This window comes from Pseudonocardia sp. DSM 110487 (assembly GCF_019468565.1).
Classification (GTDB): Bacteria; Actinomycetota; Actinomycetes; order Mycobacteriales; family Pseudonocardiaceae; genus Pseudonocardia.
On the sequence record NZ_CP080521.1, the window covers coordinates 6,073,578 to 6,097,439 of the forward strand.

At 71.5% G+C, this 23,862-nt stretch carries 18 protein-coding genes; 9 read left to right on the plus strand and 9 right to left on the minus strand.

Going from position 1 to position 23,862, the window contains the following annotated elements:
* Positions 1-1,158: 1,158 nt before the first annotated feature.
* From K1T35_RS28295 to K1T35_RS28305, 3 genes are all read right to left on the minus strand, one after another.
* Positions 1,159-1,848 carry a molybdopterin-dependent oxidoreductase gene (locus K1T35_RS28295; protein WP_255620820.1) on the minus strand — a complete coding sequence of 230 codons (690 nt, stop codon included), beginning with the start codon at positions 1,846-1,848 and terminating at the stop codon, positions 1,159-1,161.
* A gap of 71 nt (positions 1,849-1,919) precedes the next feature.
* Positions 1,920-3,131, minus strand: coding sequence for an MFS transporter (locus K1T35_RS28300; RefSeq protein ID WP_220254851.1), 1,212 nt, complete (start codon positions 3,129-3,131; stop codon positions 1,920-1,922).
* 18 nt (positions 3,132-3,149) lie between these two features.
* Positions 3,150-4,523 (minus strand): alpha/beta hydrolase, encoded by a 1,374-nt coding sequence (locus K1T35_RS28305; protein ID WP_255620821.1) that lies wholly within the window; start codon positions 4,521-4,523, stop codon positions 3,150-3,152.
* A gap of 74 nt (positions 4,524-4,597) precedes the next feature.
* Between K1T35_RS28305 and K1T35_RS28310 the strand changes: the two genes are divergently transcribed.
* The 8 genes from K1T35_RS28310 to K1T35_RS28345 all read left to right on the plus strand — a co-directional run bounded on the left by K1T35_RS28310 (position 4,598) and on the right by K1T35_RS28345 (position 17,209).
* Positions 4,598-5,179 (plus strand): transcriptional regulator, encoded by a 582-nt coding sequence (locus K1T35_RS28310; protein WP_220254852.1) that lies wholly within the window; start codon positions 4,598-4,600, stop codon positions 5,177-5,179.
* Positions 5,180-5,193: 14 nt separating this feature from the next.
* The gene (locus tag K1T35_RS28315; RefSeq protein WP_220254853.1) at positions 5,194-6,063 is read left to right on the plus strand and encodes an NAD(P)-dependent oxidoreductase; all 870 of its coding nucleotides are present in this window, start codon (positions 5,194-5,196) and stop codon (positions 6,061-6,063) included.
* Between the two features lie 95 nt (positions 6,064-6,158).
* A complete protein-coding gene (locus K1T35_RS28320) occupies positions 6,159-7,274 on the plus strand; it encodes an ABC transporter substrate-binding protein (protein ID WP_220254854.1) in 1,116 nt (371 codons plus the stop codon).
* 4 nt (positions 7,275-7,278) lie between these two features.
* The gene (locus tag K1T35_RS28325) at positions 7,279-8,997 is read left to right on the plus strand and encodes an iron ABC transporter permease (protein WP_220254855.1); all 1,719 of its coding nucleotides are present in this window, start codon (positions 7,279-7,281) and stop codon (positions 8,995-8,997) included.
* Positions 8,998-9,015: 18 nt separating this feature from the next.
* Complete coding sequence (locus K1T35_RS28330; protein WP_220254856.1) at positions 9,016-10,137, plus strand: ABC transporter ATP-binding protein; 1,122 nt, start codon at positions 9,016-9,018, stop codon at positions 10,135-10,137.
* A gap of 6 nt (positions 10,138-10,143) precedes the next feature.
* On the plus strand, positions 10,144-11,373 hold the full coding sequence (locus K1T35_RS28335) for an MFS transporter (RefSeq protein ID WP_220254857.1): 1,230 nt from the start codon (positions 10,144-10,146) through the stop codon (positions 11,371-11,373).
* Entirely contained in the window at positions 11,370-12,914 is a 1,545-nt protein-coding gene (locus K1T35_RS28340; RefSeq protein ID WP_220254858.1) for an FAD-dependent monooxygenase, read from the plus strand. The genes K1T35_RS28335 and K1T35_RS28340 overlap by 4 nt, the downstream gene beginning before the upstream one ends.
* A 98-nt stretch (positions 12,915-13,012) precedes the next feature.
* On the plus strand, positions 13,013-17,209 hold the full coding sequence (locus K1T35_RS28345; RefSeq protein ID WP_220254859.1) for a trypsin-like peptidase domain-containing protein: 4,197 nt from the start codon (positions 13,013-13,015) through the stop codon (positions 17,207-17,209).
* Between the two features lies 1 nt (position 17,210).
* Here the strand turns inward: K1T35_RS28345 and K1T35_RS28350 are convergent, their stop codons facing one another.
* Genes K1T35_RS28350 through K1T35_RS28370 form a run of 5 tightly spaced genes read right to left on the minus strand, consistent with a single transcriptional unit; the run spans position 17,211 to position 21,483 of the window.
* Positions 17,211-17,810 carry a cupin domain-containing protein gene (locus K1T35_RS28350; RefSeq protein ID WP_220254860.1) on the minus strand — a complete coding sequence of 200 codons (600 nt, stop codon included), beginning with the start codon at positions 17,808-17,810 and terminating at the stop codon, positions 17,211-17,213.
* A complete protein-coding gene (locus K1T35_RS28355; RefSeq protein WP_220254861.1) occupies positions 17,810-18,388 on the minus strand; it encodes a cupin domain-containing protein in 579 nt (192 codons plus the stop codon). Before K1T35_RS28355 ends, K1T35_RS28350 begins: the two co-directional genes overlap by 1 nt.
* A gap of 35 nt (positions 18,389-18,423) precedes the next feature.
* On the minus strand, positions 18,424-19,458 hold the full coding sequence (locus K1T35_RS28360) for a tripartite tricarboxylate transporter substrate binding protein (protein WP_220254862.1): 1,035 nt from the start codon (positions 19,456-19,458) through the stop codon (positions 18,424-18,426).
* A gap of 10 nt (positions 19,459-19,468) precedes the next feature.
* Positions 19,469-19,993: a tripartite tricarboxylate transporter TctB family protein gene (locus tag K1T35_RS28365; RefSeq protein ID WP_220254863.1), complete on the minus strand. Its 525-nt coding sequence runs from the start codon at positions 19,991-19,993 to the stop codon at positions 19,469-19,471.
* Positions 19,990-21,483 (minus strand): tripartite tricarboxylate transporter permease, encoded by a 1,494-nt coding sequence (locus K1T35_RS28370; RefSeq protein WP_220254864.1) that lies wholly within the window; start codon positions 21,481-21,483, stop codon positions 19,990-19,992. Before K1T35_RS28370 ends, K1T35_RS28365 begins: the two co-directional genes overlap by 4 nt.
* A gap of 104 nt (positions 21,484-21,587) precedes the next feature.
* On the opposite strand from K1T35_RS28370, the gene K1T35_RS28375 reads away from it, so the two are divergent.
* Positions 21,588-22,847, plus strand: coding sequence for an NAD(P)/FAD-dependent oxidoreductase (locus K1T35_RS28375; protein ID WP_220254865.1), 1,260 nt, complete (start codon positions 21,588-21,590; stop codon positions 22,845-22,847).
* 23 nt (positions 22,848-22,870) lie between these two features.
* On the opposite strand, the gene K1T35_RS28380 is transcribed toward K1T35_RS28375, so the two are convergent.
* On the minus strand, positions 22,871-23,860 hold the full coding sequence (locus K1T35_RS28380; protein WP_220254866.1) for an ABC transporter substrate-binding protein: 990 nt from the start codon (positions 23,858-23,860) through the stop codon (positions 22,871-22,873).
* Positions 23,861-23,862 lie beyond the last annotated feature (2 nt).

The window sequence follows — 23,862 nt, forward strand, 5'->3', positions numbered from 1 at the left end:
GTTGGTCATGGCTGTGGCGGCAGCCATGAGCACCCGCTACTTGCGATCTTCCCGTGCATGATCCGGAGTTTCGGGTGCTCATGGTCGTGCGGGCAGCCGTGGACAACCGATAGTTCGGATCATGCCCGCCGCCGGTTGGGCGGCCTGGGCGCGTCAGCGCGATCGTGTCGATCCATCGGGTCGAGTCTGGTCGGGCCCCTGCCGGTGGGCGCGCCGTTCCCGGCCCAGGCCCGCCGGCGCCCGCCCCGCGATCCGGGCCTCGCGCGTGTTCCCTCCCGTTCACCTCGACCCCGTCGCCTTGCGGAGGGGGCCGGGTTGGGTGCACTACCGAACCCTGGGGTTGCGTGGGCGGCCGTCCCCGACTGGGGGGCACGCCTGTTCTCGACGAGACCGCCGCCGGTGTGGGTGCCACGTGACTGGCTGTGGTCCCGACCCTCCATATCCCAGCCCTTCTCCCGGATGATCGAGGCGAACGACCCTGGGGCGGGGCCGCGGGCAGGTCCATGATCAGTAGGAACGGGACACCAGCCGCAGGGGATGCAGCTCAGGTTCCGAATCCACTGGCACACCTCAGATTCCAGGGGCGGCCACTGGGCGAGAACGGGACCACAGCCAGTCAAGTGGCACCCAAGCCGTGGTGGTCTCGTCCGGAACGGGCGTGCCCCCGCGTCGGGGACGGCCGCCCGAGCAACCACATGATTCGGTAGTGCACCCAACCCGGCCACCCACAGAAGGGGACACGGTCGAGGTGAACCGGATCGAAACGCCGGCAGCCGAGGACTGTCGCGTGAGCCGGGCTGCCCGGGCCGGGCACGGCGCGCCCACGAAAGACCCGGCACCCGGCCGCACCCCCGGGCGCGTTCCGCGGAACGGACCGCGGCCCAGGCGGTGATCAGCGGTTCGGCGCGAAACCCGACGCCCCGGGTTGGGAAAGGCGCCGATTTGATGATCACAGGCTCTCGCCGGGCGGGCCCGGCCTCGTGTCGCCCGGCGCGCTCGTTCTCGGGTGGCGCGCCCGGTCGACGGGCTGTCTGACCTACGACGGGGTGCGCCGGCCGACACGGGTTGCGCCGGCGGCTCCGCCGTGCCGAGATGCTCCCCCAGCCCTGCGATCAGAAGAACGATCACGAAGTCCGGCTGTAGTACTGGTGCTCCCGACTAGTCAGACGCAGCTGAGCGGCGGTTCAGCCACGCGATCAGCGGGATGGTCGCCCGGTAGGGCAGGCGCAGCAGCCGGCCCGCGATGCGGGGGTGGCGCTCCTCTTGTGCCACGCGGGCCCGCAGGTGCTCCGACCCGCTGTACCCGAGGGCCGGGACCGTGTCGCACACCTCGATCCCGCACAGGTGCTTGATGTTCTTGTAGCCGTACTGCCGCGGGCTCACGAGCCGAAGCGGGGCGCCGTGAAGGTTGTCCAGCGGTGCGCCGTCGAGCCGGTCCGCGAGCATGACGTCGTCGGCCAGCGCGTCACGCAGGTCGAGGACGGCACGCACGCCGTCTCTTCCGCGGGCAATGACGGCGACGGCGCCCGCGGGCCGGCAACGCGGGACCACGACCTGCTCCCAGAACCGCCGTAGCGACACCCCCGACCAATGCAGGTCGGTGGCCGTCCAGGTGGTGACGCAGTGCAGATCGGCCACCAGGTCGATCCGGGGGACGAGGCGATCCAGCTCGGTGAGCGGGACCCGCAGCTCGTGCTCGACCGCGCCAGTGACCGCGAGGGCCGGGTGGTCGGGCACAGCGGGGGGCCGCAGCCCGGGCTGGCCGAAGCGGGGGAAGTCGCGACGCCGGTGCTGGCCGGGCGGGAGGCTCCGCAGTCCCCCTGACGTCGACGGATGGGCTGTCTCCATGCTCGCCTCCGGTCTCCGTACGCTTGCGTATGGCGACACCATACGGTTCCGTACGGAAGCGGGCAATGCGCTTACGCAGTCAGCAGACGCCTGGCCGCCACCGCCGCGGCGAGCAGCGCCGCCCCGCCCGCCACCGCGAAGCCCCATGCGGAGCCGGCGATCCCGCAGACCCAGCCCAGGAGCGGCCCGCCGAGGGGCGTGGTCCCGAGGTTGAGCAACCCGTGCAGCGCCATCACGCGACCCTGCATCTCCGGCGCGCTGCGCAACTGCAGCAGGCTGCGGGCCATCGTGTTGAAGGCGATGTTGGCCACGCCCACCGCAACCAGGCCGGCGAGCGCGAAGGCGAGCTGGCCGGCGAGCGCCATCAGTAGGTTCGTCGCGCCGAGGGCGACCGTCCAGGCGAGCAGCCTGCGCCCGGTCACCGTCGTGCTGGACGCTGCTCCCACGGCCCCCAGCACAGCCCCGAATCCGAGGGCAGAGGTCAGATACCCGTAGATCGCCGCGTTGCCCCCGAGCACCTCGGCGGCGGTCACCGGGAGGATCACGCGAAAGTTCTGGCTGAACAAGCTCACCACCGCCACCAGCACGAGGCACGCACGCAGCTCCGGATGGCCCCATGCGTAGCGCAGCCCGGCCACGGCCTGCCCCCTGCCCCGGCCCGCCTTCGCGGCGCGGTGCAGCGCCGACCGGTCGATGCGGGCGAGCCCGACCAGCACGGCCGCGAACGAGACCGCGTTGAGCGCGAACGCCGCGCCCGCTCCCGCGGCCGCGATGACCAGTCCGGCCACCGCGGGACCGACCAGCCGGCCGGTGTTGTGGATCGTCGAGTTCAGCGCCTGGGCGTTGACGTAGTCGCCCGGCGGCACCAGGTCGGTGACGAACGTGTGGCGGGCGGGCGAGTCCACCACGGTCACGAGCCCCAGCAGCGCCGCCATCACGTAGACCAGGCCGAGGGTGGTGGCGCCGAGCATGGTGGTGACGGCGAGCACCCCGGCGAGGACGGCGCTCGCCGCCTGCGTGACGACGAGCAGCTTCCAGCGGTCGAGCCGGTCGACCAGCACGCCGCCCCATACCCCGAGCAGCAGCATGGGGAGGAACTGCAGGGCCAGCGCCGTGCCGACGGCGACGGGGTCGCCGGTCAGCTCCAGCACGAGCCAGTCCTGGGCGACACGCTGCATCCACGTGCCGACGACGCTCAGCGCGTGGCCGCCGAGGTAGCGGCGGTAGTTGGGGTGGTGCAGCGAGCGGACGGTCCGGGCGACGAAACCGGCACCCTTGCCCATAGGTCTGACACTAGACCATTACGGAAGCAGGAGGCCCCAGTAGCCGCCCCACAGGACGAACACGGCGCCCGCGCCCAGCAACAGCGCCGTCCGAGGCCCGTCTCCTCCGCGGCGCCACGTCCGCGCCGCGAGCGCCACGCCGGCTCCGGCCGCGACGACGGCCAGCGCCTGGAGTGCGAGCCACGGCAGCGGCCTGCCGGCGATCATCGGGCCGGGATCGAAGGCGTCACCCCGGCTCACCATCACGGATCCGAGGTAGAGCACGCAGCCCGGTACGGCGACGAGCCCCGCCCCGGCCAGCACCCGGGCCGACCACGGCGCAGGCAGCCCGGAGCGCCCGCGGATCCGGCGCCATGCCGCCGTGAGCCCCAGACCGGCGAACCCGGCCAGCATCACCGTGAGGGCGCCCGCCTGCACGGCCGCCGACTCGTACCACGCGAGCGGCGGCACGTCGGCCGACGTCCGCAGCTGCTCGCCGGTACCGGCAACGGAGGTCGGCGGGATGCGGCCCGCGGCGACGTCGGCCACCCACGATCCGACGAGATCGACGTAGCCGGGGGCGAACTCGCCTCCCCGCTCGTACCCGGTGGCGCTGGTGCGCAGGGCGTGCTCCGCGCCGTCGAACGTGCGCAGCGTGTAGTGGCCATTGCCGGCCTCGTCGAGGAACCGCCGGTAGGCGGCGGCGCTCTCGACCGGCGGCGTCGCCCGGTCCAGCGCGCCCCAGACGCCGAGCACCGGCAGTGTGAGCGCGCGCAGCGGCGGGCCAGGGTCGTAGTGAGCCTCCGTGAACACGCCGAGGCCTGCGGCCAGCCGGTAGGGCGTGCGCGAACTCGCGTCGACCAGCGAGCCGCGAACACCGGCGTGCTCCATCCGGCTGGCGTCGGCCCAGGTCTGCTGGCCAAGGGGCGCGATGCCGTTCGCCCCGACCACCACGACGAACGCCGTGCGCGGGTCGCGGGCGGCGGCCAGCGGCGCGACCCAGCCGCCCTCGCTCAACCCCCAGATCCCGACCTTCGCGGGATCGACCTCGGCCCGCCCCCGCAGGACCGCAGCGGCCGCGATCGCATCGTCGGCGAGCCGGGAGTAGGAGCGCTGGGTGAACGAGTAGCCCACTGTCCGTTTGTCGTAGGCGAGCGTGACGATACCGGCCCGCGCGAAGGCATCCGCCTCGGCGGCGAGGTCCTCCCGGGTGTGCGGTCCAGAGCCGTGCACCAGCACCATGCCGGGTAGCCCTGACTGGGCACCGGCCGGGACGTGCAGCGTTGCCGGGAGGGTCAGCCCGTCGACGGTTGTGACGGATAGCTGCATCTCCTGGACGGCGACGGGCGACGGTGGCGGCTGGCCGGGCAGCACGGCAAGGGTGGCGGCGGCGACGGCGGCGAGAAGGTTCACAAGAGGCCTCCTTAGTTGCAGAGCAATCTTTGCAGAAATTCTTATGCAAAGACAAGCCTGCTAGCTTCTGGTCCGTGGCACGTCAGGGAGAACCCCGAGAGCTCACCGATCCGGCGGCCCTGAAGGCGCTCGCCCACCCGCTGCGGCGGCGCATCCTGCGACAGCTCGACCGGGAGGGGCCTGCGACCTCCACCACGCTGGCCAGGGCGCTCGGGGAGAACACCGGGGCCACCAGCTACCACCTGCGCCAGCTCGCCGAGCACGGCTTCGTGGTGGACGTGCCGGACAAGGGTCAGGGCCGCGAGCGCTGGTGGCAGGCCAAGCGCCAGGACATCCGGTTCCCCCCGCGCAGCACGATGAGCGCCGACATGCGGGCGACGTTCGACGAGTTCACCCGTCAAGGCGTCGCCGAGGACATCGAGGCGTTCTCGCGGTTCCTCGAGCAGCGCGACGAGATGGGCGAGTGGAGCGACGGGCTGCTGTTCTCCCGGGGATCGCTCAGCCTGACCAAGGACGAGCTGATGCGGTTCTGGGCGGACTACATGGAGCTCCTCCGGCGCTACATCGCGGCAGCCGACCCGCCGACGGCCGGCGCCCGCCGACTGCTCGTGCGGTTCGTCGCCTTCCCGGACGTGGGCCCGAGGTCTGACAAATAGTCCATTATGGGCCGATGTCCGAGACCACAGCGTCCACCCGTCCGTCCGTTCCATCCGGAGCGGGAGTGATCGGCGTTGGCGCGATGGGTGGCCCCATCGCCCGTCACCTGGCCACCGCCGGGATCGACACCGTCGTCACCGATCTCGACCCGGCCGCCGTCGGCGCGGCCGCGACCCACGGCGCCGTCGCCGCACCGGACCCGGCCGGCGTGGCCGCCGCGGCCGGCGTCGTGATCGTCGTCGTCGCCACGGACGCGCAGCTGCGTGACGTGCTCACCGGGACACGCGGGGTGTTCGCCGGAGCCCGCCCCGGCACCGTCGTCCTGCTGTCCAGCTCCGCCCTGCCGGACACGTGCCGAGAGCTCGCCGCGGCCGCCCCGGAGGGCATCGACGTGCTCGACGCCGCGCTCACCGGCGGAGTCCGATCCGCCGAGGCGGGGCGGCTGACACTCCTGGTGGGCGGCGACCCCGCCGCCCTCGACGCGGCCCGACCCGTCCTGCCGCCCTGGACGGCCGCCGTGCACCTGCTGGGCGATGTCGGCGCGGGCCAGGTCGGCAAGACGGTCAACAACCTCGTGCACTGGGCGCAGATCGCCGCGATCGCACAGGCCCTCGAGCTGGGCAGGCGACTCGGTGGCGACGTGCGGAAGCTGCGGGCGGCGATGCAGGACAGCCCCACCGACAGCCGGACGCTGCGCGAGATGGACCAGATGCGCTTCACCTGGTTCGAGAAGGACATCGCGAACGCCGAAGAGATGGCGGCGGGCACGGACGCGGACCTGTCGATGGCACGCGCGTCGCTCGCCTTCATGCGGACGTTCGACATCGACGCGGCCCTGCGACTGCTCTCCAGCCGCGACCCAGGTCTTTACAGGCCACTGTGAGGAGAGTTACCTTCCAGCGCACCAATGGTCAGTCCGTTAGTCCTCTACCGCTCTGACCCTCCCGAGCTGCACCGCCGCAAATCCTGGAGACGACGATGTCACGACGATCGGCGCTTGCCAGCCTCGGCGCCGCGGGCCTGCTGCTGCTCTCCGGCTGCGGTGGCGCCCCGACGTCCGGCCCCGCCCCGGGCTCCGACCAGCCCACCGCCGCGGAAGCCGTGTACGCGGAGGCCGGCGCCCTCACCGGAACCGCGCGCCACGACCGCCTCGTCGAGCTGGCCGCACAGGAAGGCAACACGCTCTCGGTCTACACCTCGCTGAACGCCGACATCGCCGACATCGTGGTGCCCCAGTTCGAGCAGGCGACGGGCATCGACGTGGAGGTTTACCGCGCCGACTCGGAGACGGTGCTGCAGCGCACGCTGCAGGAGGCGTCGGCGGGCTTCGCCGGAGCCGATGTCGTCGAGACCAACGCCACGCAGATGGCGATCATCGCATCGCAGGGCCTCACCGGGGACTACGAGGGCGAGCAGCGCAACAAGATCAACGAGCAGTTCCGGTACGACGGCTGGACGCCCACCCGCTTCAACATCTTCGCGCCGGCCTGGAACACGAACCTCGTGCGCGCGGACCTGGTACCTCGCAGGTGGGAGGACCTCGCCGACCCGAAGTACGACGGGATCCTGTCGCTGGAGGTCAGCGACTACGACTGGTACATGACGCTCTACACCCACTACCGCCAGCAGGGCATGGCCGACGCCGACATCGACCGGTTCTTCGCGGACATGGTGCGGGGCTCGAAGGTGGCGAAGGGGCACTCCGGCCAGGTCGAGCTGCTCTCGGCCGGGGAGTTCGGCGTGGTCGCCGCCTCGTACACCTACCTGACCGAGAAGGCGCGGGCGAGCGGGGCGCCGGTGGACGACCAGCCGTTCGTCGAGCCGGTCGTGGCCCGCGCCAACGGCGGCGGGCTGCTGCGCAGCAGCACGCACCCGGCTGCGGCGATGCTGTTCATGGACTGGCTGCTGAAGGACGGGCAGCAGATCATCCTCGACAACGGCCTCACCCCGGCCGTGATGCCGGACGGCTCCGACCCCCTCGCAGGCCACCAGGTCCTGCCGGTCGACGTGCAGCAGCTCATCGACGAGGGCAACGACTGGTCCGTCCGCTACGACGAGGTCGTCCGCGGCGGCGAGCAGCTGCCGGAGAACTGACGGCATGGCGACCCTCGCAACCCGGGCGAGACAGCCGGGAGCCGCCGCGCGATGGCGCGAGGTGATCCTGCGGCCCCGCACCCTCGTCGCGGCCGCGACGACGGTCGTGGTCGGCTACTTCGCCCTGATCCCGCTGATCTACCTGCTCTGGACCACGTTCTCCGACGCGCAGGGCTTCAGCCTCGGCGGCTTCGCGCGCGCGTACGGCGACGCCCGCATCGGGGAGCTGGTCGGCAACTCGCTGTGGTTCGCGGCCGGGTCGGCGGTGCTGTCCCTCACCGTCGGCACGGCGCTGGCCTACTTCAACGTGCGCACCGACGTGCCGTTCAAGGCGCTCTTCTTCGCCGCGTCGATCATCCCGTTGATCATCCCGGGGATCCTCTACACGATCGCATGGATCTTCCTGGCCAGCCCCACGATCGGCCTGCTCAACAGCCTGATCGAGCCGCTCGTCGGGCCAGGGACATTCGACGTCTTCACGGTCTGGGGGATGATCTGGGTCGAGGGCCTGCACCTGTCCCCCATCGCGTTCCTCTTCATGGTGGCCGCGTTCCGGTCCACCGATCCCTCGCTCGAGGAATCGTCGCTGATGAGCGGCGCCACCCGCGTGCAGACCTTCCGGCGGGTGACCCTGCCGCTGGTCCGCCCGGCCCTCCTCTCGGCGGCCCTGATCATGCTGGTCCGCAGCCTGGAGAGCTTCGAGGTACCGGCGCTGCTCGGCCTGCAGAACGGCATCTACGTCTTCACCAGCCGGATCTTCCAGGTGCTGCGCAGCTTCCCCGTCGACTTCGCGGGGGCGGGTGCGCTGGCGGTCGGGCTGCTCGCGGTGGCGGCGCTCGGCATCTGGCTGTCCAACATGTTCAGCCGAGGCCACGGCGGCGGCACGATCACCGGCAAGGGCTTCCGCCCGCGCCCGATCGACCTGGGCCGCTGGAAGCCGGTGGTCGGCGGGGGCATCCTGCTCTACTTCTTCGTCACGGTGCTGGCCCCGCTGATGGTGCTGCTCTACACGGCACTGCTGCCTTACTACCGGCCCCCGTCGGCCGAGGCGTTCGCGTCGATGAACCTCGACAACTTCGTCGCGGTGTTCAACCTCCCCTCGGTGCCCACCGCGCTGAGGAACTCCCTGATCCTGGGCGGCGGCGCGGCCACGATCGTGATGGCTCTGATGGCGGTGGCCGCATGGGTGGTGGTGCGCTCCGGCATCCCGGGCCGCCAGATCCTGGACCACATCGCGTTCTCGCCGCTCGTGATCCCGGGGTTGGTGCTCGGCGTCGGGATCGCGTTCGTCTACCTTCGCAGCCCGCTGCCGATCTACGGCACGCTGCTCATCCTGCTGATCGCCTACTGCACCCGGTACCTGCCCTACGGCATGCGCTACGCGGTGAGCGGGATGCAGACGATCTCCACGGAGCTCGAGGAGTCGGCCCAGGTCAGCGGGGCCGGGTGGTGGGCGACGTTCCGCCGGGTCCTGCTGCCGCTCATCGCGCCCGCGCTGCTCGCGGGCTGGGTCTACATCTTCGTGGTGAGCTTCCGCGAGCTCTCCTCCTCGATCCTGCTGTACACGCCGGGCAACGAGGTGCTGTCGATCTCCATCTGGGAGCTGTACGCGAACGCGCGCTTCGGGGAGCTGTCCGCGCTCGGCGTGATCATGGTCCTCATCCTCGCCGTGCTGGTGGCGGTCGCCTACAAGGTCGGCGCCCGCGTCGGCCTCAAGTCCTGAACGGAGCTGTGACCGACCGTGTTGACGATCAGCAACCTCGTGAAGAGCTTCGCCGGGGAGGCGAGCAGGCGTCGGGCGACGGCGGGCCGGGTACTCGCCGTCGACGACGTCAGCCTCGAGGTCGGCGAGGGCGAGATGTTCACGCTGCTCGGCCCGTCCGGCTGCGGCAAGACCACCACGCTGAGAGCGGTGGCCGGCCTGGAACGGCCCGACTCCGGCCGGATCGCGGTCGGCGAGCGCACCCTGTTCGACGGCGCGAGCGGCCTCAACGTGCCCGCCAACCAGCGCGGGCTCGGCATGGTGTTCCAGTCCTACGCGATCTGGCCGCACATGACCGTGTACGACAACGTGGCGTTCCCGTTGCAGGTGCGCAAGCGCTCGCTCCGCCCGGGCAAGCGGGAGATCCGCGAGCGCGTGGCCAAGGTGCTGGAGACCATGGAGCTCGGCCACCTCGCCGACCGGCAGGCCACCAAGCTCTCCGGCGGCCAGCAGCAGCGCCTCGCACTGGCCAGGGCGATCATCATCGAGCCGCCGCTGATGCTGCTCGACGAGCCGCTGTCCAACCTGGACGCGAAGCTGCGCGAGTCGCTGCGCTACGAGCTCAAGCGCCTCCAGCGCGAGCTGGGCATCACGTCCATCTACGTCACCCACGACCAGATCGAGGCGCTCGCGCTCTCGACAACCGTCGCGGTGATGAAGGACGGCAACGTCCTGCAGACCGGGCGCCCCCGCGAGGTGTACGAGTCGCCGAACTGCAGGTTCGTCGCCGAGTTCATCGGCACGTCCAACTTCCTGCGCGGCCGCGTCACCGGCCGCGACGGCGACTGCGTCGACATCGACACCGACGCGGGGCGCGTCCGGCTCGAGTCGCCGGTGCCGGTCCCGGCCGGTGAGGAGGTGCTGGCGGCGATCCGCCCGGAGAGCCTCGAGATCAGCACGACCGGCTGGGGCAACCGCGTCAACGAGTGGCCGGGCACGGTGACCAACCGGGCGTTCCTCGGCGACGCGATCGACCACATCGTCCGGGTGGGCCAGAGCAGCCTGCGCGTCAGGGGCAACCCCTCGGTCTCGATCAAGCCGGGAACCGAGATCTTCGTGGCGACGGAGCCGAGCAAGGTCACGCTCGTACCGGTGGGTTAGGCCCTAATGGACTGGGCGCGACTGCTGCACAACCGGGACTTCCTGCTCTTCTGGTCCGGTGTCGTCCTCTCGCAGATCGGGACGAGGGCGACCGTCGCGGCCGGCCTCTGGCAGGTCTACGAGCTCACCGGATCGATCGCAGCGACCGGGCTCGTCGGCGGCGCCCAGGCCGTGGCGCTGGTCGTGCTGAGCCCGCTTGGCGGGGTGCTCGCCGACCGCTGGGACCGCCGCCGCCTGCTGCAGGCGAGCCAGGCCGTCGCCATGCTCGTGGCCCTCGCGATGGCCGCCGTCTCGCTGGCCGGCGTCGCGCAGGCGTGGCACGTGATCGCCGGGGTCCTGGTCACGACGGCGGCGGCCACGTTCGACCAGCCCTGCCGGCAGGCGCTGGTGCCGGCCCTCGTCCCGCGCGACGCGCTCCCCGCGGCGATCGCGCTGCTGAACCCCTCCCGCGAGGTCGCCGTGCTCGTCGGGCCCGCGCTCGGCGGCCTGCTCATCGCCGCGGACGGCCCAGGGCTGGTGTACCTGCTCGACGGGATCTCCTACGCGGCGCTCGTCGCCGTGCTGGCAGCGGTCCGCGTTCCACCCCTCCTCCGCGGGGACGCGCCGCGCTCGATCAGTGCGGAGATGGCCGAGGGCTTCCGGTACGTACGGCGGCGGCCGATCATCTGGTCGCTGTGCGGACTGGACCTGGTCCTGACCGTCTTCGGCGCCTACCGGGTACTGCTACCCGCCATCGCCGACCGCCTGGACATCGGGCCCGCCGGGTACGGGCTGCTGTCCGCGGCGCCCTCGCTCGGCGCGCTGCTCGCGACGTACGGGATCGTGCGGCTGGTCTCCCGGTCGCATCGGCTGGGCCGCGCGCTGCTCACGTCCACAGTCGGCTACGGCCTGGTCGCGATCGCGTTCGCGCAGGTCTCGGTTCTGGGCGCCGTCGTGCTGTTCGCGCTGCTGCTCGGTGCCTTCGACGCCGCCGCGACCACGATCCGGCACGCGGCGGTGCAGCTGGAGACGCCCGACGAGCTGCGTGGCCGGGTGCAGTCGCTCTACCAGATCACCTCCCGGGGCGGGCCTGCGCTCGGCGACGTCGTGATCGGCGTGGCCGCCGCCGCGCTCGGCCCGGTCACCGCGCTCACGGCGGGCGCGACGTTGCCGGTGCTGGCCGCGCTCGTGCTGCTCGCCCGGCCGAACGTCGTGCGCGACTACGCGGGGATCGCCGCGAAGGGGGCGGCTGCGTGAACCACCAGGTCGTGATCGTGGGTGGTGGACCGGTCGGCACAGGGCTCGCCCTCGAGCTGGGGCTGCGCGGGATCCGCTGCGTCGTCGTGGAGCAACGCACCGAGCTCTCGATGATCCCCAAAGGGCAGGGCCTGTCCCAACGCACGATGGAGCACATGTGGCGCTGGGGCGTGGCCGAGGAGATCCGCGCCGCCCGCACCATGCCGCCCGGGTACGCGATCGGCCAGGTCACCGCCTACGAGAACCTGATGGGCGAGTTCTGGGCGGCGCCGCCCGCGCGCGAGCTGGTGCAGCCCTACTACTTCCAGGCCAACGAACGCCTGCCGCAGTACCGCACGGAGGAGGTGCTGCGCCGCCGCCTCGCCACGCTCCCCCACATCGACGTGCGGCTCGGCCTGCGGGCCGTCGCGGTCGAGCAGGACATCTACGGCGTGCGCGTCACGACCGACGGCGACGGCGGGCGGGAGGTGCTGACCGGCGACTACGTCGTCGGCTGCGACGGCGGGCGATCGGTCGTGCGGGAGGAGGCCGATATCCCGCGCAGCGGCACCGACTGGGACGAGCTCGTCGCGCTCGTCGTCTTCCGCTCCCGCGAGCTGCACGAGGCGCTACGCCGCTTCCCCGACCGGTCCACCTACCGCGTGCTGCACCCGGCGCTGAAGGGCTACTGGATGTTCTTCGGGCGGGTCGACGTGGGCGGGCAGTTCTTCTTCCACGCCCCGGTCCCCCGGAACGCGCGGGTGGGCCGATACGACTTCGCCGGGCTGCTGCACCGCGCCGCCGGGTTCACGTTCGACTGCGACATCGAGCACGTCGGCTTCTGGGACCTGCGGGTGCAGGTGGCCCACACGTACCGGGCCGGCCGCGTCTTCATCGCGGGGGACGCGGCGCACACCCACCCGCCCTACGGCGGGTTCGGCCTCAACAACGGGCTGGAGGACGCGGTCAACCTCGGCTGGAAGCTCGCCGCCGTGCTGCAGGGCTGGGGCGGCGAGGACCTGCTGGAGTCCTACAGCCTCGAACGGCAGCCGGTCTTCCGCGATGTCGGGGAGGACATCATCGGCGGCTGGATCCGCGACGACCGCGTGTTCCTCGACTCGCACGACCCGAAGCTCGACCGGGCGGCGTTCGAGCACCGGTTCGCCGACGTGGCCGCGGGGTTCGGGCGGCGGCTGCGCGACTTCGAACCGCACTACGAGGGTTCGCCGATCGTCCTCGGCCCATCTCGCGGCGTCGTCAGCGCGCACGGGGAGCACACCTTCCGCGCCAGGGCCGGCCACCACCTCCCCCCGCTGCGACTCTCGGACGGGCGCAACGTCTTCGAGGCGCTCGGCGCCGGCTTCACGCTCCTGGCCTTCGACGCCGACACCGACGGGTGGGACGGGCTGCCCCTGACCGTCGTCCGGGACACGTGTGCGGACGGGCGGGAGGCCTACGGCACGCGGCTGATCCTCATCCGCCCTGACCAGTACGTGGCCTGGACCGGCGACGCGACGCCGGTGAACCCGGGAGCCGTGCTGCGGGCGGTAGCCGGGCGGTAGCCGCTGTGGATCAGGGGTGGTAGACCTTCGTGTGTTGATCAGCCGGCTCGTCCTGTCCGATCCGGTGAACTGACCCTGCGCGGAACGGGCGGACTCTCGTGGACACCACTCTCGCGACGAGGGTCGTCGTTCGGGTACTGGGCGACGACGGCCTGCCGGTCGGTGCGGGTTTCCTCGTCGGACCGGACGTGGTCGCGACGTGCGCGCACGTCGTGGCCTCGGCCGTCGGCGGGGACGCGTTCGGGCCGTCCGCGCCGCGCGGGCCCGTCCGGCTGGACTTTCCGATGTTCCGCGGGGCGGGCGCCGAGCAGGCCGTCGCGGCGGTCGCCGATGTGCGGGAGTGGCATCCCATCGGGCCCGACGGCTCGGGCGACATCGCGCTGCTGACGCTGCGCGAGCCGCCACCGTCCGGCGCCCGGATGCCGCCGCTGCGCCGGGTCGACCGGCTGTGGGGTCACGAGTTCCGCGTGCTCGGCTTCCCCGACGGGATGGCGGACGGCGTGTGGGCCACCGGCGCGATCCGCGGCGAGCAGGGCCTGCGGTGGTTCCAGCTGCAGGCCGCGGTCGGCGACCAGGCGATCGTCGAGGGGTTCAGCGGCTCCCCGGTGTGGGACGACGAGTCCGGCGCGGTGGTCGGGATGACCGTCGCCAGTGACGCCACCGGGAGCAGCACCACCGCCTACCTCATACCGATCGACCAGGTCATCGGCATCGACCCCGCGCTGCTGCCCTGCCCGTACCGGGGCCTGCGACCGTTCGGCGAGGAACACGCCGCCTATTTCTTCGGCCGCGAGCGAGACATCGCGCGGCTCGTCGACCTCATCGATCGCGAGCCGCTGGTCGCGGTGGCCGGGCCGTCGGGTGCCGGCAAGTCCTCGCTCGTCCGGGCCGGCCTGTTGCCGCGCTTGCGTGCTGCGGGTGACCTCGTCGCCGAGCTGCGTCCGGCGCCGCGGTCGCGACCCGAGGCCGCGCTGGTGGACGCGATCGCATCCGTCGTCGCGGGTGCGACCGTTCCGGGCGACGGCGACGCATCCGTCTCCGAGCTCGTCGCCTCCATCGGCGATGCCCGAGTCCTGCTCGTGGTCGATCAGTTCGAAGAGCTGGCCGCCGCGGACCCCGAGGGCGCGCAACGGCTGGTCGCGCTGATCGGCGAGCTGATCGGCGAGGCGGCGGGCGGCGAACGCCCTGCGGTCCGTGCGGTGCTGACCCTGCGATCGGCGACGCTGGACACCGTGCTCGCCCCGGGCACGGTCGACATGCTCGGCACCGGCACGATGCTGCTCGCGCCCATGGAGCGCGGGCAGCTGCGCGATGCCATCGTCGCGCCGGCCGAGCGTGCGCCCGGGCTCTCGTTCGAGGCCGGGCTGGTCGACCGGATCCTCGACGACGCCGCGGCCGAACCCGGCCAGCTGCCACTCGTCGAGTCGCTGCTCACCGAGCTGTGGGAACGCCGCGAGGGCGGCCATCTCACCGTGGACGCCTACGAGCGGGCCGGTGGTGTCGCCGGGGTTGTCGCGACCCATGCCGAAGAGGTGGTCGGGCGGTTCACCGACCCCGCCGACGAGGGCCGGTTGCGGCGGCTCTTCACCTCGCTCGCAACCTCCGACCGCGACGGCCGGTTCGTGCGCAGGCCGGTGCCGCTCGCCGAGCTCGCCCCCGACCTGCTCCCCCTGCTACCGCCGCTGACGGACGGGCGCCTGGTGGTGGTCGAGCGCGGGCCGCGCGGCGAAGATCTCGTCCAGCTCGCCCATCAGGCCCTGATCGCGCACTGGCCGCGGCTGCACGACTGGCTGGCCGAGGACCGCGACTTCCTCACCTGGCGCGCGCAGCTCGACCAGCAGCGGGAACGCTGGGACGACGGCGGGCGCGACGACGGCGCACTGCTGCGGGGCGCGGCGCTCGCCGCGGCACAGGACTGGCTGCCCCGCAGAACGGCCGACGTCGCCCCCGCCACCCATGACTACGTCCGGCGCAGCACCGCGCGCCAGCGGCGGGAGGTACGGCGGTGGCGCACCGTGACCGCCGTGCTCGCGATCCTCGTGCTCGCCGCGGCCGGCCTCTCCGCCGTCGCCGTCGCACGGGGCAACGAGGTCACGGAGCAGCTCCGGCTGGCGAATGCGGAGGTCATGGGTCAGGCGGCGCTCGGCCGCCAGCTGACGGATCCCGTGGCGGCCACCGCGCTGGCGCTCACCGCGTGGCGGGCCGACCCGGAGAACTCCGCGGCCCGCAACGCCATGGCACGGCTCGCGCTGGGCATGCGCTCGGTCGACCAGGTCATCCCCGACGTCGTCGACCAGGCGATCATCGCCTTCGGAACCAACGGCGACGGCGACACGATCGTGGTCCAGAACGGACCCGGCGTGCGCGTCCTCACCGGTACTCGCGGCGCTGCCGTGCAGAGCTGGGACCTTCCCGAAACACCCGGCGGGTTCACCAAGTACCTCGTCACTCCCGACGGTCGGACCGTCATCACCTCGGGCACCACGGGCGTGGTGTCCGTCTGGGACGTGGCGAACCGCACGGGGCCGGTGGAGGTGGGCGGCGCGGCGGGCCTGGCGATGGCGGAGACGCTCAGCATCTCGGCAGACGGGACCAAGGTGTACTGGCTGACGCGTCCGGTCGCCGGAGCCATCCAGCTGGTCATCTGGGATCTCGCGGCGAACGCCGCGGTGCCACACGGGCTCGGCCCGCTCGCCTCCCGCGACATCGATCTCGACTCGATCGCGATGACGGTCGACCCCCAAGTCGTGATCATCACGAGCGCGACGGCCGACGGGACACCGACGGGTGCGGTCGCCCGTTCGCTCGTGGACGGCGCGACGATCGCCACCGTGCCACCGGGAGTGCTCGTCGACGTCGGCTCCGGCAGCCAGATCCTCGCCTGCGTCGAAGGCGCGCCCTCCCAAGCCGTGTTGTGGGATCCGCTCACCGGACGCGAGGTGCGCCGGATCGACCTCCTTGCCGACTGCAGTCCCGCCTATCTGAAGGATCACCTAACCGCTGATTACAGCCATCTCCTGGAGACCCGCACCCGGGTACGCGATCGGGACAGCGACGACGCGCGGATCACCAGCATCGAGGACAGCCGGACCTTCGACCTGACGTCGCCGCCCTCAGCGGCCACGACCGTCACGCCCACGATGGCGTCCTCCTCGTCCTCCGCCGCCGGCACGTCCTTCATCCTCCCGGCAGACACCGCTGCTGATCGGATCGACGTCCTCGTCCCGCGCGGACGATCCGTCCTCCGCCTGCACGCCGTCTCCGACGTCACGGGGATGGAGCCGACCGTGCAGGCCGTCGGGCTGTCCGCCGACGGCCGCTACGAGGTGGTCTTGTCCCGCGACCGGTACACGGTGCGCGCACGAGGCACCCGGCAGGTCATCGCGACGCTCCCGAAGTCACAGCTCGCGGACCAAGGTGAACTCGGCCAGAGCCTCGAGGGCAACGAGCTGGGAATACTCACGAAGGCCGCGGATCACTGGTCGTACGCCGAGTACGCCATACCCTCGCTCTCGCTCATCGCTCGCTACCCCGTCCCGATCCCGACCGACCTTTCGATCCTCCAACTGATGTTGGCGATGGCCGTCTCGCCCGATCGCGTCGCCACGATCACCGAAGGCGTCCTGCTCGTGTGGAACCGCCGAACGGGAGAACGCGTGGGCAAGCCGATCAACCTGGCGACCGACGGGTTCCGGGCGGACTACTTCAAGACCCGCCAAGAGCTGGCTCTCGGCCCCACCGGTCAGGTCGCGGTGGTGGGTCCCGACGCGATCGAGTTCTGGGACCCGGTCGCCGGATCACGGATCGGCGAGATCCGGCCGGAGCCCTCCGGGACGTACCCCACGCTCATCACGATGAATCCCAGCGGGACGCTCTTCGCGACGGTTGCGATCGACTTCTCCGTGCAGGTCTGGGACTTCGACCGCAGAGTACCGGTCGGTGAACGACTCGAGCTTCCGACGCTCGGCTACGTGAAGGCGTTCACCGACGACGGCAACCTGGCCATCATGCAGGAAGCCGGGGACGGCAGCTTCCAGCTCGTGTTCTGGGACTGGAGGACCGGTCGACAGGGCGCAACGCTGCGGGTGGCCGAGCCGCACGACCTGAGCAATTTCACCGCGGCCGACGGCCGGCACTACGTGTTGAACGGGCAGGGCACCGCGCTTCCCGTCTTGCTCCCGCTCAACGCACGGGACTGGTTCGACCAGCTCTGCCGGATCACCGACCGCCCGTTCACCCCGGCCGAACGGGAGCTGCTGCCCGCCGAGGTCGACGACGAACGGCCGTGCGGCTGACTCACCCGGCGCGCAGGTACTCGCGGATCCTCTCGGCATCGAGCACGACCGACGGGTCGTACTCCGGCGCATCCTCGATCTGCTCCAGGTCGTTCAGGCCGCACTGCTGGTAGATCCGGTTGATCGCCGAGATCAGGCGCGCCGGGCGGCGGGGGTCGGCGTTGAAGTGCTGGTGGATCGTGTTCGGCGGCACGTAGATGACGTCGCCCGCCTCCCACTCGAAGCGCTTCACCTCGTCCCGGGGCTTCCAGTGGTAGGTGTCGGTGATCTCGACGTCGCAGTCCTGGTGCAGGTCGTAACCGCGGCCCTCGAGCACGTAGAGGCACTCCTCGGCCAGGTGCCGGTGCTTACCGGAGCGGCTGCCGGCTGGGATGATCTGCATGTAGGCGTCGACCGTCTCCATGCGCGTGTTGAGGTCCTCGTTGATCAGGTGCTTGAGCAGCCCCTGCCGGGACATCTCCCACGGCATGTCCGCCGGCTTGAGGATCTTGCGGCGGCCGGCGTTGCGCTGGGGCGCCTCGGCGGCGTCCTGGAGCAGGTTGGCGTACAGGGGTGCGTTCTCGGTGCCCGCCACCCATGCCGCCGTCTCCGACCAGGCCATCAGTAGCCCTCCGGCGGGTGGTTGAAGTCCTCTTCCTCCTCGCGGACCTCGAACCCGACGCCCTCCGGCGTCGGCTCGGTCTGGCGGGGCTCCACCTGCTTCTGGAACAGCATGTTCATGAACATGTACATCGGCTTGGTCTTGATGACCAGGGCGCGGGCCGGGCGGTGCGGGTCGGCGTTGAAGTGCTGGTGCACGCAGTTGTTGTGCACGATCGCGACGTCGCCCGCCTCCCAGTCGTAGCGCTCGCCGTCGTGGATCTCGTAGCCGTGGCCGTCGAGGATGTAGAACGCCGCCTCGTTGACGTGCCCGTGCTTCTGCGACTTCCCGCCGGGGCCGTACTCCTCCAGGTGGAGGTGGAAGGTCTGCGTGATGCCGTCCTTCGGCTCGACGTAGTGCCTGCTGTACGCCTGCGGGCCGTCGACGAACTTGATCTCGCTCGCCTTCCGCACGCGCGGCATCGAGCGCAGCCGCTCCAGTTCGGCGTTCAGGCCGTAGTCGCCCTGGACGGCGCGGACGAACGTGCGGTTCTTGTTGCTGTGGTAGAGCTCCTGGGGCGCGTCGTCGGGCGGCGACATCCCGACCTCCTCCCGATTGGACTGATAGTTTTACCTTAGTACATGCCCGCCAGCAGCTCGCGGTACCGCGCCGGCGCACCGAGGATCCGCTGCACGAGTCCGTCGAGCTCGGTACCGCCGAGGAAGGCGAGCTCGCGCTCCTGCTGCTGGGCCGCGGCGAGCAGGTCCGGGTTGGCCATCACGGCGGCCATCGCATCCCGCCAGCAGCCCGAGGCCGCCTCGTCCATGCGCGGCGGGCCCACGAGCGGGCGGCCGATCTCGATCAGCGCGAGGTGAGCGTCGATCAGGGCCCGCTGCTCGTCGTTCATCGGCACGTCACGGACCCACGGGACGTCGGCCCGCAGCCACGACGGCGACTCCTCCCCCATGCGCAGCACCGGGGTCTGCGTACCCTCCTCGATCGCCTGGCGGCGGCTGCCGGGGTTGCCGGACATGCCGTCGACGGCGCCCTGGAGGATCGCGAGCTCGGTCTCCCCCGACCCGGGGAACCCGGTCACCACCTCCGCGTTGATGTCGAACACCCTGGTGAGCAGGGAGGCGGTGACGTAGTCCTCCGCGCCCGGCCCGGTGGAGCCCCAGCGGAACTGCGGCGCGGCGCGCACCGCCTCGAACGTCTGATACGGCCCGCTGGCGCTCGTGACGATGAGCGGGGGCTCACTCACGACGCGGCCGATGTAGGTGAAGTCGTCGAGGGAGAACTGGGCGCCGTCCGCCCCGGCCAGCGACGAGCCACCGGCACCGACCCCGTTCATGATCGCGATCGTGGTGCCGTCGGCATTCTCGGTCAGGAGGTTGTTCAGGGCGAGCAGGCCGCCCGCGCCGGGCTGGTTCTGCACGGCGATCGTGGCGCCGGTCTGCTCCTCGAGGTACGGGGCGAGCAGCCGCGCGTAGGAGTCGTAGCCGCCGCCAGGCTCGTAGGGAACGACGAGCGACACGGTCTCCCCGTCGAGAGAGGAGCAGGCCGGCAGCGCTTCACCGGCGGCAGGGGCGCCGCTCGAACACCCCGCCAGCACGCCTGCCCCAACGCCCAGCGCGACCACGGCCGTGAGGCCCCGCCGACGGTCCCCCATCGTTCCCCCCTCAGTTGACGAGCAGGCCCGACGGCGTGGGCACGCCGAGCGCCAGCTCGAAAGCTACGTAGAGCACCACTGCGATCACAATGGCGTAGATCGCGCTGAAGATCCATGTGCGCTTGGCCGCGTACCGGAGGTACAGCAGCGAGAAGACCGGCGCCGTGACGTACAGGCCCGCGAGGTACAGCAGGACGAAGAACGCGGCCACCCATCCGAGGGCGAACGCCCACCGCAGAGGCCCTGCCGTGCGGAACACGTACTCGACGTCGTCGGGGTTCGCGTCATCCGGGACGGGCGACGGGGCCGGGCGCCGAAACCGCAACAGGGCCTGCACCAGGTGCAGTGCGGTGAGCACGACGCCTGCCGCGGTGACGAGGTGCGGGAACAGCGCCGCGCGGAACGACCACTGGCCTGCCACGAGGAAGGCCCCCGCGAAGAGCGCGAGCAACAGCACCGTCACGACGACGTCGGCCACCGCACCGGGCGGGGGGCGGCGCCCGCTCTCCACGGCCAACTCGGCCTGCGCGGTCACACCGTCTCCTCGCTCGTCCGCTGCCGGTGACGCAGCCTCCGGATCGTCGGGGCCAGTACCGCCACCACCATCGCCACCCCGATCACCAGGACGATCGGCCGGGTCAGCCATGACCACCCGTACAGCGAGTGGGAGAGGAAGAGGTAGCGCTCGGCGAGCGACCCGAGCACGACCGCGAGCAGGAACGGCACACGCGGCCAGTCGTACCGGATGCAGAGCACGCCGACGGCGGCGGCCCCGATCATCACGAGCACGTCGGCGAAGGAGTTGCTCGCCGTGTACGCGCCGAGGGCGAGGAGCAGCAGCAGGAACGGGACGAGGAGCGGGCCGGAGACGAACGTGAGTCGGGTGAGCGGCTTCAGGAGCAGGAACGCGGCCGCCACCGCAACGGCGTTGGCCAGCACCGTCACCCAGATCATCGAGAACGTGACGTCGAGGGACGTCGTCAGCATCTCCTCGCCGGGGTTCAGGCCCACGATGAGGAACGCGGACAGCAGCACGGCGCTCCCGGCGCCGCCCGGGATGCCGAACCCGATCGTCGGGATGAGCGACCCGCTGTCCTTTGCGTTGTTCACCGCGCCCGCCGCGATGACCCCCTCGATCGACCCCTTGCCGAACATCTCGGGGTTCTTCGAGCCCTGCTGCGCGGCGCCGTACGCCATGAACTGGGCGACGGTCCCGCCGAGGCCGGGCACGATGCCGACGCCCGTGCCGATGGCGCTGGAGCGGATCACGAGAGCCCAGTGCTGGAAGACATCGCGCACGCCCTGCCCCACGCCGGACAGGGAGGTGTCCGTGGCGTCGGTGCGGGCGATGCTGCGCCTGCTGAGCATGATCTGGAGCACCTCGGCGCCGCCGAAGAGGCCCACGACCAGCGGGACGATGCCGATCCCGTCCCAGAGGTAGAGCAGGTCGAACGTGTAGCGCGGCACGCCTTCCTGTGGGTCGAGACCGACCAGCGCGACGAGCAGGCCGAAGCAGGCCATGACGAAGCCCTTGAGCAGCGTGCGGCCGGACAGCGCGACGACGAAGGTCAGGCCGAGCACGGTCAGGGCGAAGAACTCGGGAGGGCCGAACGCCAGCACGACGGGCCTGATGACCGGAATGGAGAGCGCGAGCACCACGGCTCCGAAGACGGCCCCGAGCGCGGAGGACAGCAGCACGGCGCCGAGCGCCCTTCCCCCCTCGCCCCGCTTCGTCATGGGATGCCCGTCGAGCACCGTGGCCGCCGAGGTGGCCTCGCCGGGGACGCCGAAGAGCACGGACGTGATGTCACCGGTGGTCGAGGTGACGACCCACATCCCCAGCAGGAACGCGAACGCCTCGACCGGCTGCATGTCGTAGGTGAAGGGCAGCATCAGGGCCAGCGTCACGGCGCCGCCCAGGCCGGGGAGGATGCCCACCACGAAGCCGATGACCACCCCGAGGAGCATCAGCGCCAGGGGTGCGGGCTGGAGCACCTGCATGAGACCGTTGAGAGCATCGGTCAACAGCGGCACGACCGTAGTTTGGCACAACCTTCATACCTTTGCTGCGGCCAACCATCGCGACCTTTGGCATAATGGTAAGTCCATTCTGTGCGAAGGGGCTCCGTATGCCGCAGACGCCATCCGCCGGCACACTCGTCGTCGGAGCCGGCCAGGCCGGCGTCCAGCTGGTGGGATCCCTGCGTCGGCTCGGTGACGCGAACCCCATCACGCTGGTCGGCGCCGAACTCCACCCGCCCTACCAGCGACCGCCGCTGTCCAAGGAGTTCCTCTCCGGGTCCGCCGGTGCCGAATCCCTCGCCTTCCGCACGCCCGCCTGGTACGCGGAGCAACGGATCGACCTCCTCACGGGCGAGCGGATCGTCGAGCTCGCGCTCCCGGACGGCCGCCGCCCGGGTCTCGCGCGGACGACGGGCGGCCGGGCGCTGCACTTCACCCGCCTCGCCCTCACGACCGGTGCCCGGCCCCGGCGGCTGGACGTCGTGGGCGCCGGCCTCGACGGCGTGCACTACCTGCGCGACCTCGACGACGCGGTGCGGTTGCGCGAACGCATGACCGACGCTTCCCGCGTCGTGGTCGTCGGTGGCGGGTTCATCGGCCTCGAAGCCGCCGCGGCCGCTCGCGCCCAGGACAAGGACGTCACCGTCGTCGAGGCGGCCGACCGGCTCGTCGCGCGGGCGGTGGCGCCGGTCGTCTCCGAGTTCCTCCGGCAGGCCCACGAGCGCCGCGGCACCAGGGTGCTGCTGTCGGCCGGGGTGGTGGAGTTCGGCGGGTCAGGGCGGGTCGAGACCGTGCGGCTGACCGACGGACGCGAGCTGCCTGCCGATCTCGTCCTCGTGGGCGTCGGCGTAGTCCCGCGCACCGAGCTCGCCGAACGGATCGGACTGGAGTGCGACGGTGACATCGGCGGCGGCATCGTGGTCGACGCCGCCGCCCGCACGAGCGTCGCCTCCGTGGTGGCCGCGGGCGACTGCACCGTGCTCCCGCATCCCATGACCGGTGCCGGGCGCGTCCGCCTCGAGTCGGTGCCGAGCGCCGTGGCACAGGCCGGCACCGCCGCCGCCACGTTGCTGGGTCGCACCACCGACACCCGCACCGTGCCATGGTTCTGGTCGAACCAGGGCGACCTGCGCCTGCAGATCGCGGGCCTGTCCACCGGCTACGACCGCTACGAGGTACGCGGCGAGCCCGACAGCGAGAGCTTCGCGGTCCTCTACTACCGCGACGACGAGCTCATCGCCGTCGACGCCGTGAACGCTCCCACCGACTACCTGGTGGTCCGCAAGGCGCTCACGATGGGCAGGACGCTCCCGGCAGACAAGGCCGCCGACCCAGGAATCCCCCTCAAGACCCTCCTGGCCGGCTAGCCCGGCCCCGACCCGAATCCGACTCAGATGACGAACTCCTCGGTGGACTCGGGGGCGAACAGCTCCTCCGGCTCGTAGCGGCGCCTCGAGAGCCCCTGCTCGTGGTGGTAGCGCAGGAACGTGGACAGGGTCTTCTCGTTGGCCGCGAGCCCGTATGACCAGTAGTCGGCCCCGAGCAGCGACCGGGCCTCCTCCACCCCCTGGACGAGCCACGGCAGCATGAACCGCAGCGCCGAGGAGTCGTAGAGGTTCGCCATGGCCTCCCGCTTGGCGAGGTGCAGCGCCTTGGTGAGCGACTGCGCGACCCAGGGGTAGCGCTCGTACACGTCCCGGCGGACGACGACCACGTGCATGATCGGGAAGATGCCGGTGGCCGCGAAGTACTCCTTCTCGGCGGCGACCGGATCGTCGAACAGCCGCCGCACCGGGCCACCTGTGCGGAACGACGAGGGCACCCGCGGGCTGTAGAGGGCATCGATTCCGCCGTCGGCGAGCATTGCCGACAGGGTCGCGCCCTCCGGGATGGGCTCGATCCGGACGCGCCCGCCGAGGTCGACGGCGGCCTTCTCGATCCGGCCCGGCGTCTCCTGCCCGCCGGTCCGGTACTCGACCGAGTCGACCGGCACGCCGTGCCGGTCGGCGAGGATGCCGCGGATCCACACCCCCGCCGTGAGCTGCCACTCAGGCGTGCCGACCACCTTGCCCCGCAGGTCCTCCGGCTTCTCGATGCCCGATGCTGCGTGCACGAAGATCCCGCCGTGCCGGAACATCCGCGAGGGGTAGACGGGCAGCGCGACGAACGGCGCAGGGTCGAGGTCGAGGGACTTCACGTAGGACGACAGGGACAGCTCCGCCGCCTCGAACTCGCGGTGGCGCATCATCCGGAAGAACGTCTCCTCGACCGGCAGCCGCAGGTAGGTGAGGTCGATGCCGTCGGGCCGGATCGTGCCCTCGTACAGCGCCCGCGTGCGGTCGTAGTCGCCGCACGCGAACGCCAGTCCCAGCCGCCCCATCG

Excerpts from the sequence above, each read along its gene's own strand:
- K1T35_RS28295 (WP_255620820.1), bottom strand. The coding sequence starts at position 1,848 with ATGGAGACAGCCCATCCGTCGACGTCAGGGGGACTGCGGAGCCTCCCG.
- K1T35_RS28300 (WP_220254851.1), bottom strand. The coding sequence starts at position 3,131 with ATGGGCAAGGGTGCCGGTTTCGTCGCCCGGACCGTCCGCTCGCTGCAC.
- K1T35_RS28315 (WP_220254853.1), top strand. The coding sequence starts at position 5,194 with ATGTCCGAGACCACAGCGTCCACCCGTCCGTCCGTTCCATCCGGAGCG.
- K1T35_RS28320 (WP_220254854.1), top strand. The coding sequence starts at position 6,159 with ATGTCACGACGATCGGCGCTTGCCAGCCTCGGCGCCGCGGGCCTGCTG.
- K1T35_RS28325 (WP_220254855.1), top strand. The coding sequence starts at position 7,279 with ATGGCGACCCTCGCAACCCGGGCGAGACAGCCGGGAGCCGCCGCGCGA.
- K1T35_RS28335 (WP_220254857.1), top strand. The coding sequence starts at position 10,144 with ATGGACTGGGCGCGACTGCTGCACAACCGGGACTTCCTGCTCTTCTGG.
- K1T35_RS28350 (WP_220254860.1), bottom strand. The coding sequence starts at position 17,810 with ATGGCCTGGTCGGAGACGGCGGCATGGGTGGCGGGCACCGAGAACGCA.
- K1T35_RS28355 (WP_220254861.1), bottom strand. The coding sequence starts at position 18,388 with ATGTCGCCGCCCGACGACGCGCCCCAGGAGCTCTACCACAGCAACAAG.
- K1T35_RS28360 (WP_220254862.1), bottom strand. The coding sequence starts at position 19,458 with ATGGGGGACCGTCGGCGGGGCCTCACGGCCGTGGTCGCGCTGGGCGTT.
- K1T35_RS28375 (WP_220254865.1), top strand. The coding sequence starts at position 21,588 with ATGCCGCAGACGCCATCCGCCGGCACACTCGTCGTCGGAGCCGGCCAG.
- K1T35_RS28380 (WP_220254866.1), bottom strand. The coding sequence starts at position 23,860 with ATGGGGCGGCTGGGACTGGCGTTCGCGTGCGGCGACTACGACCGCACG.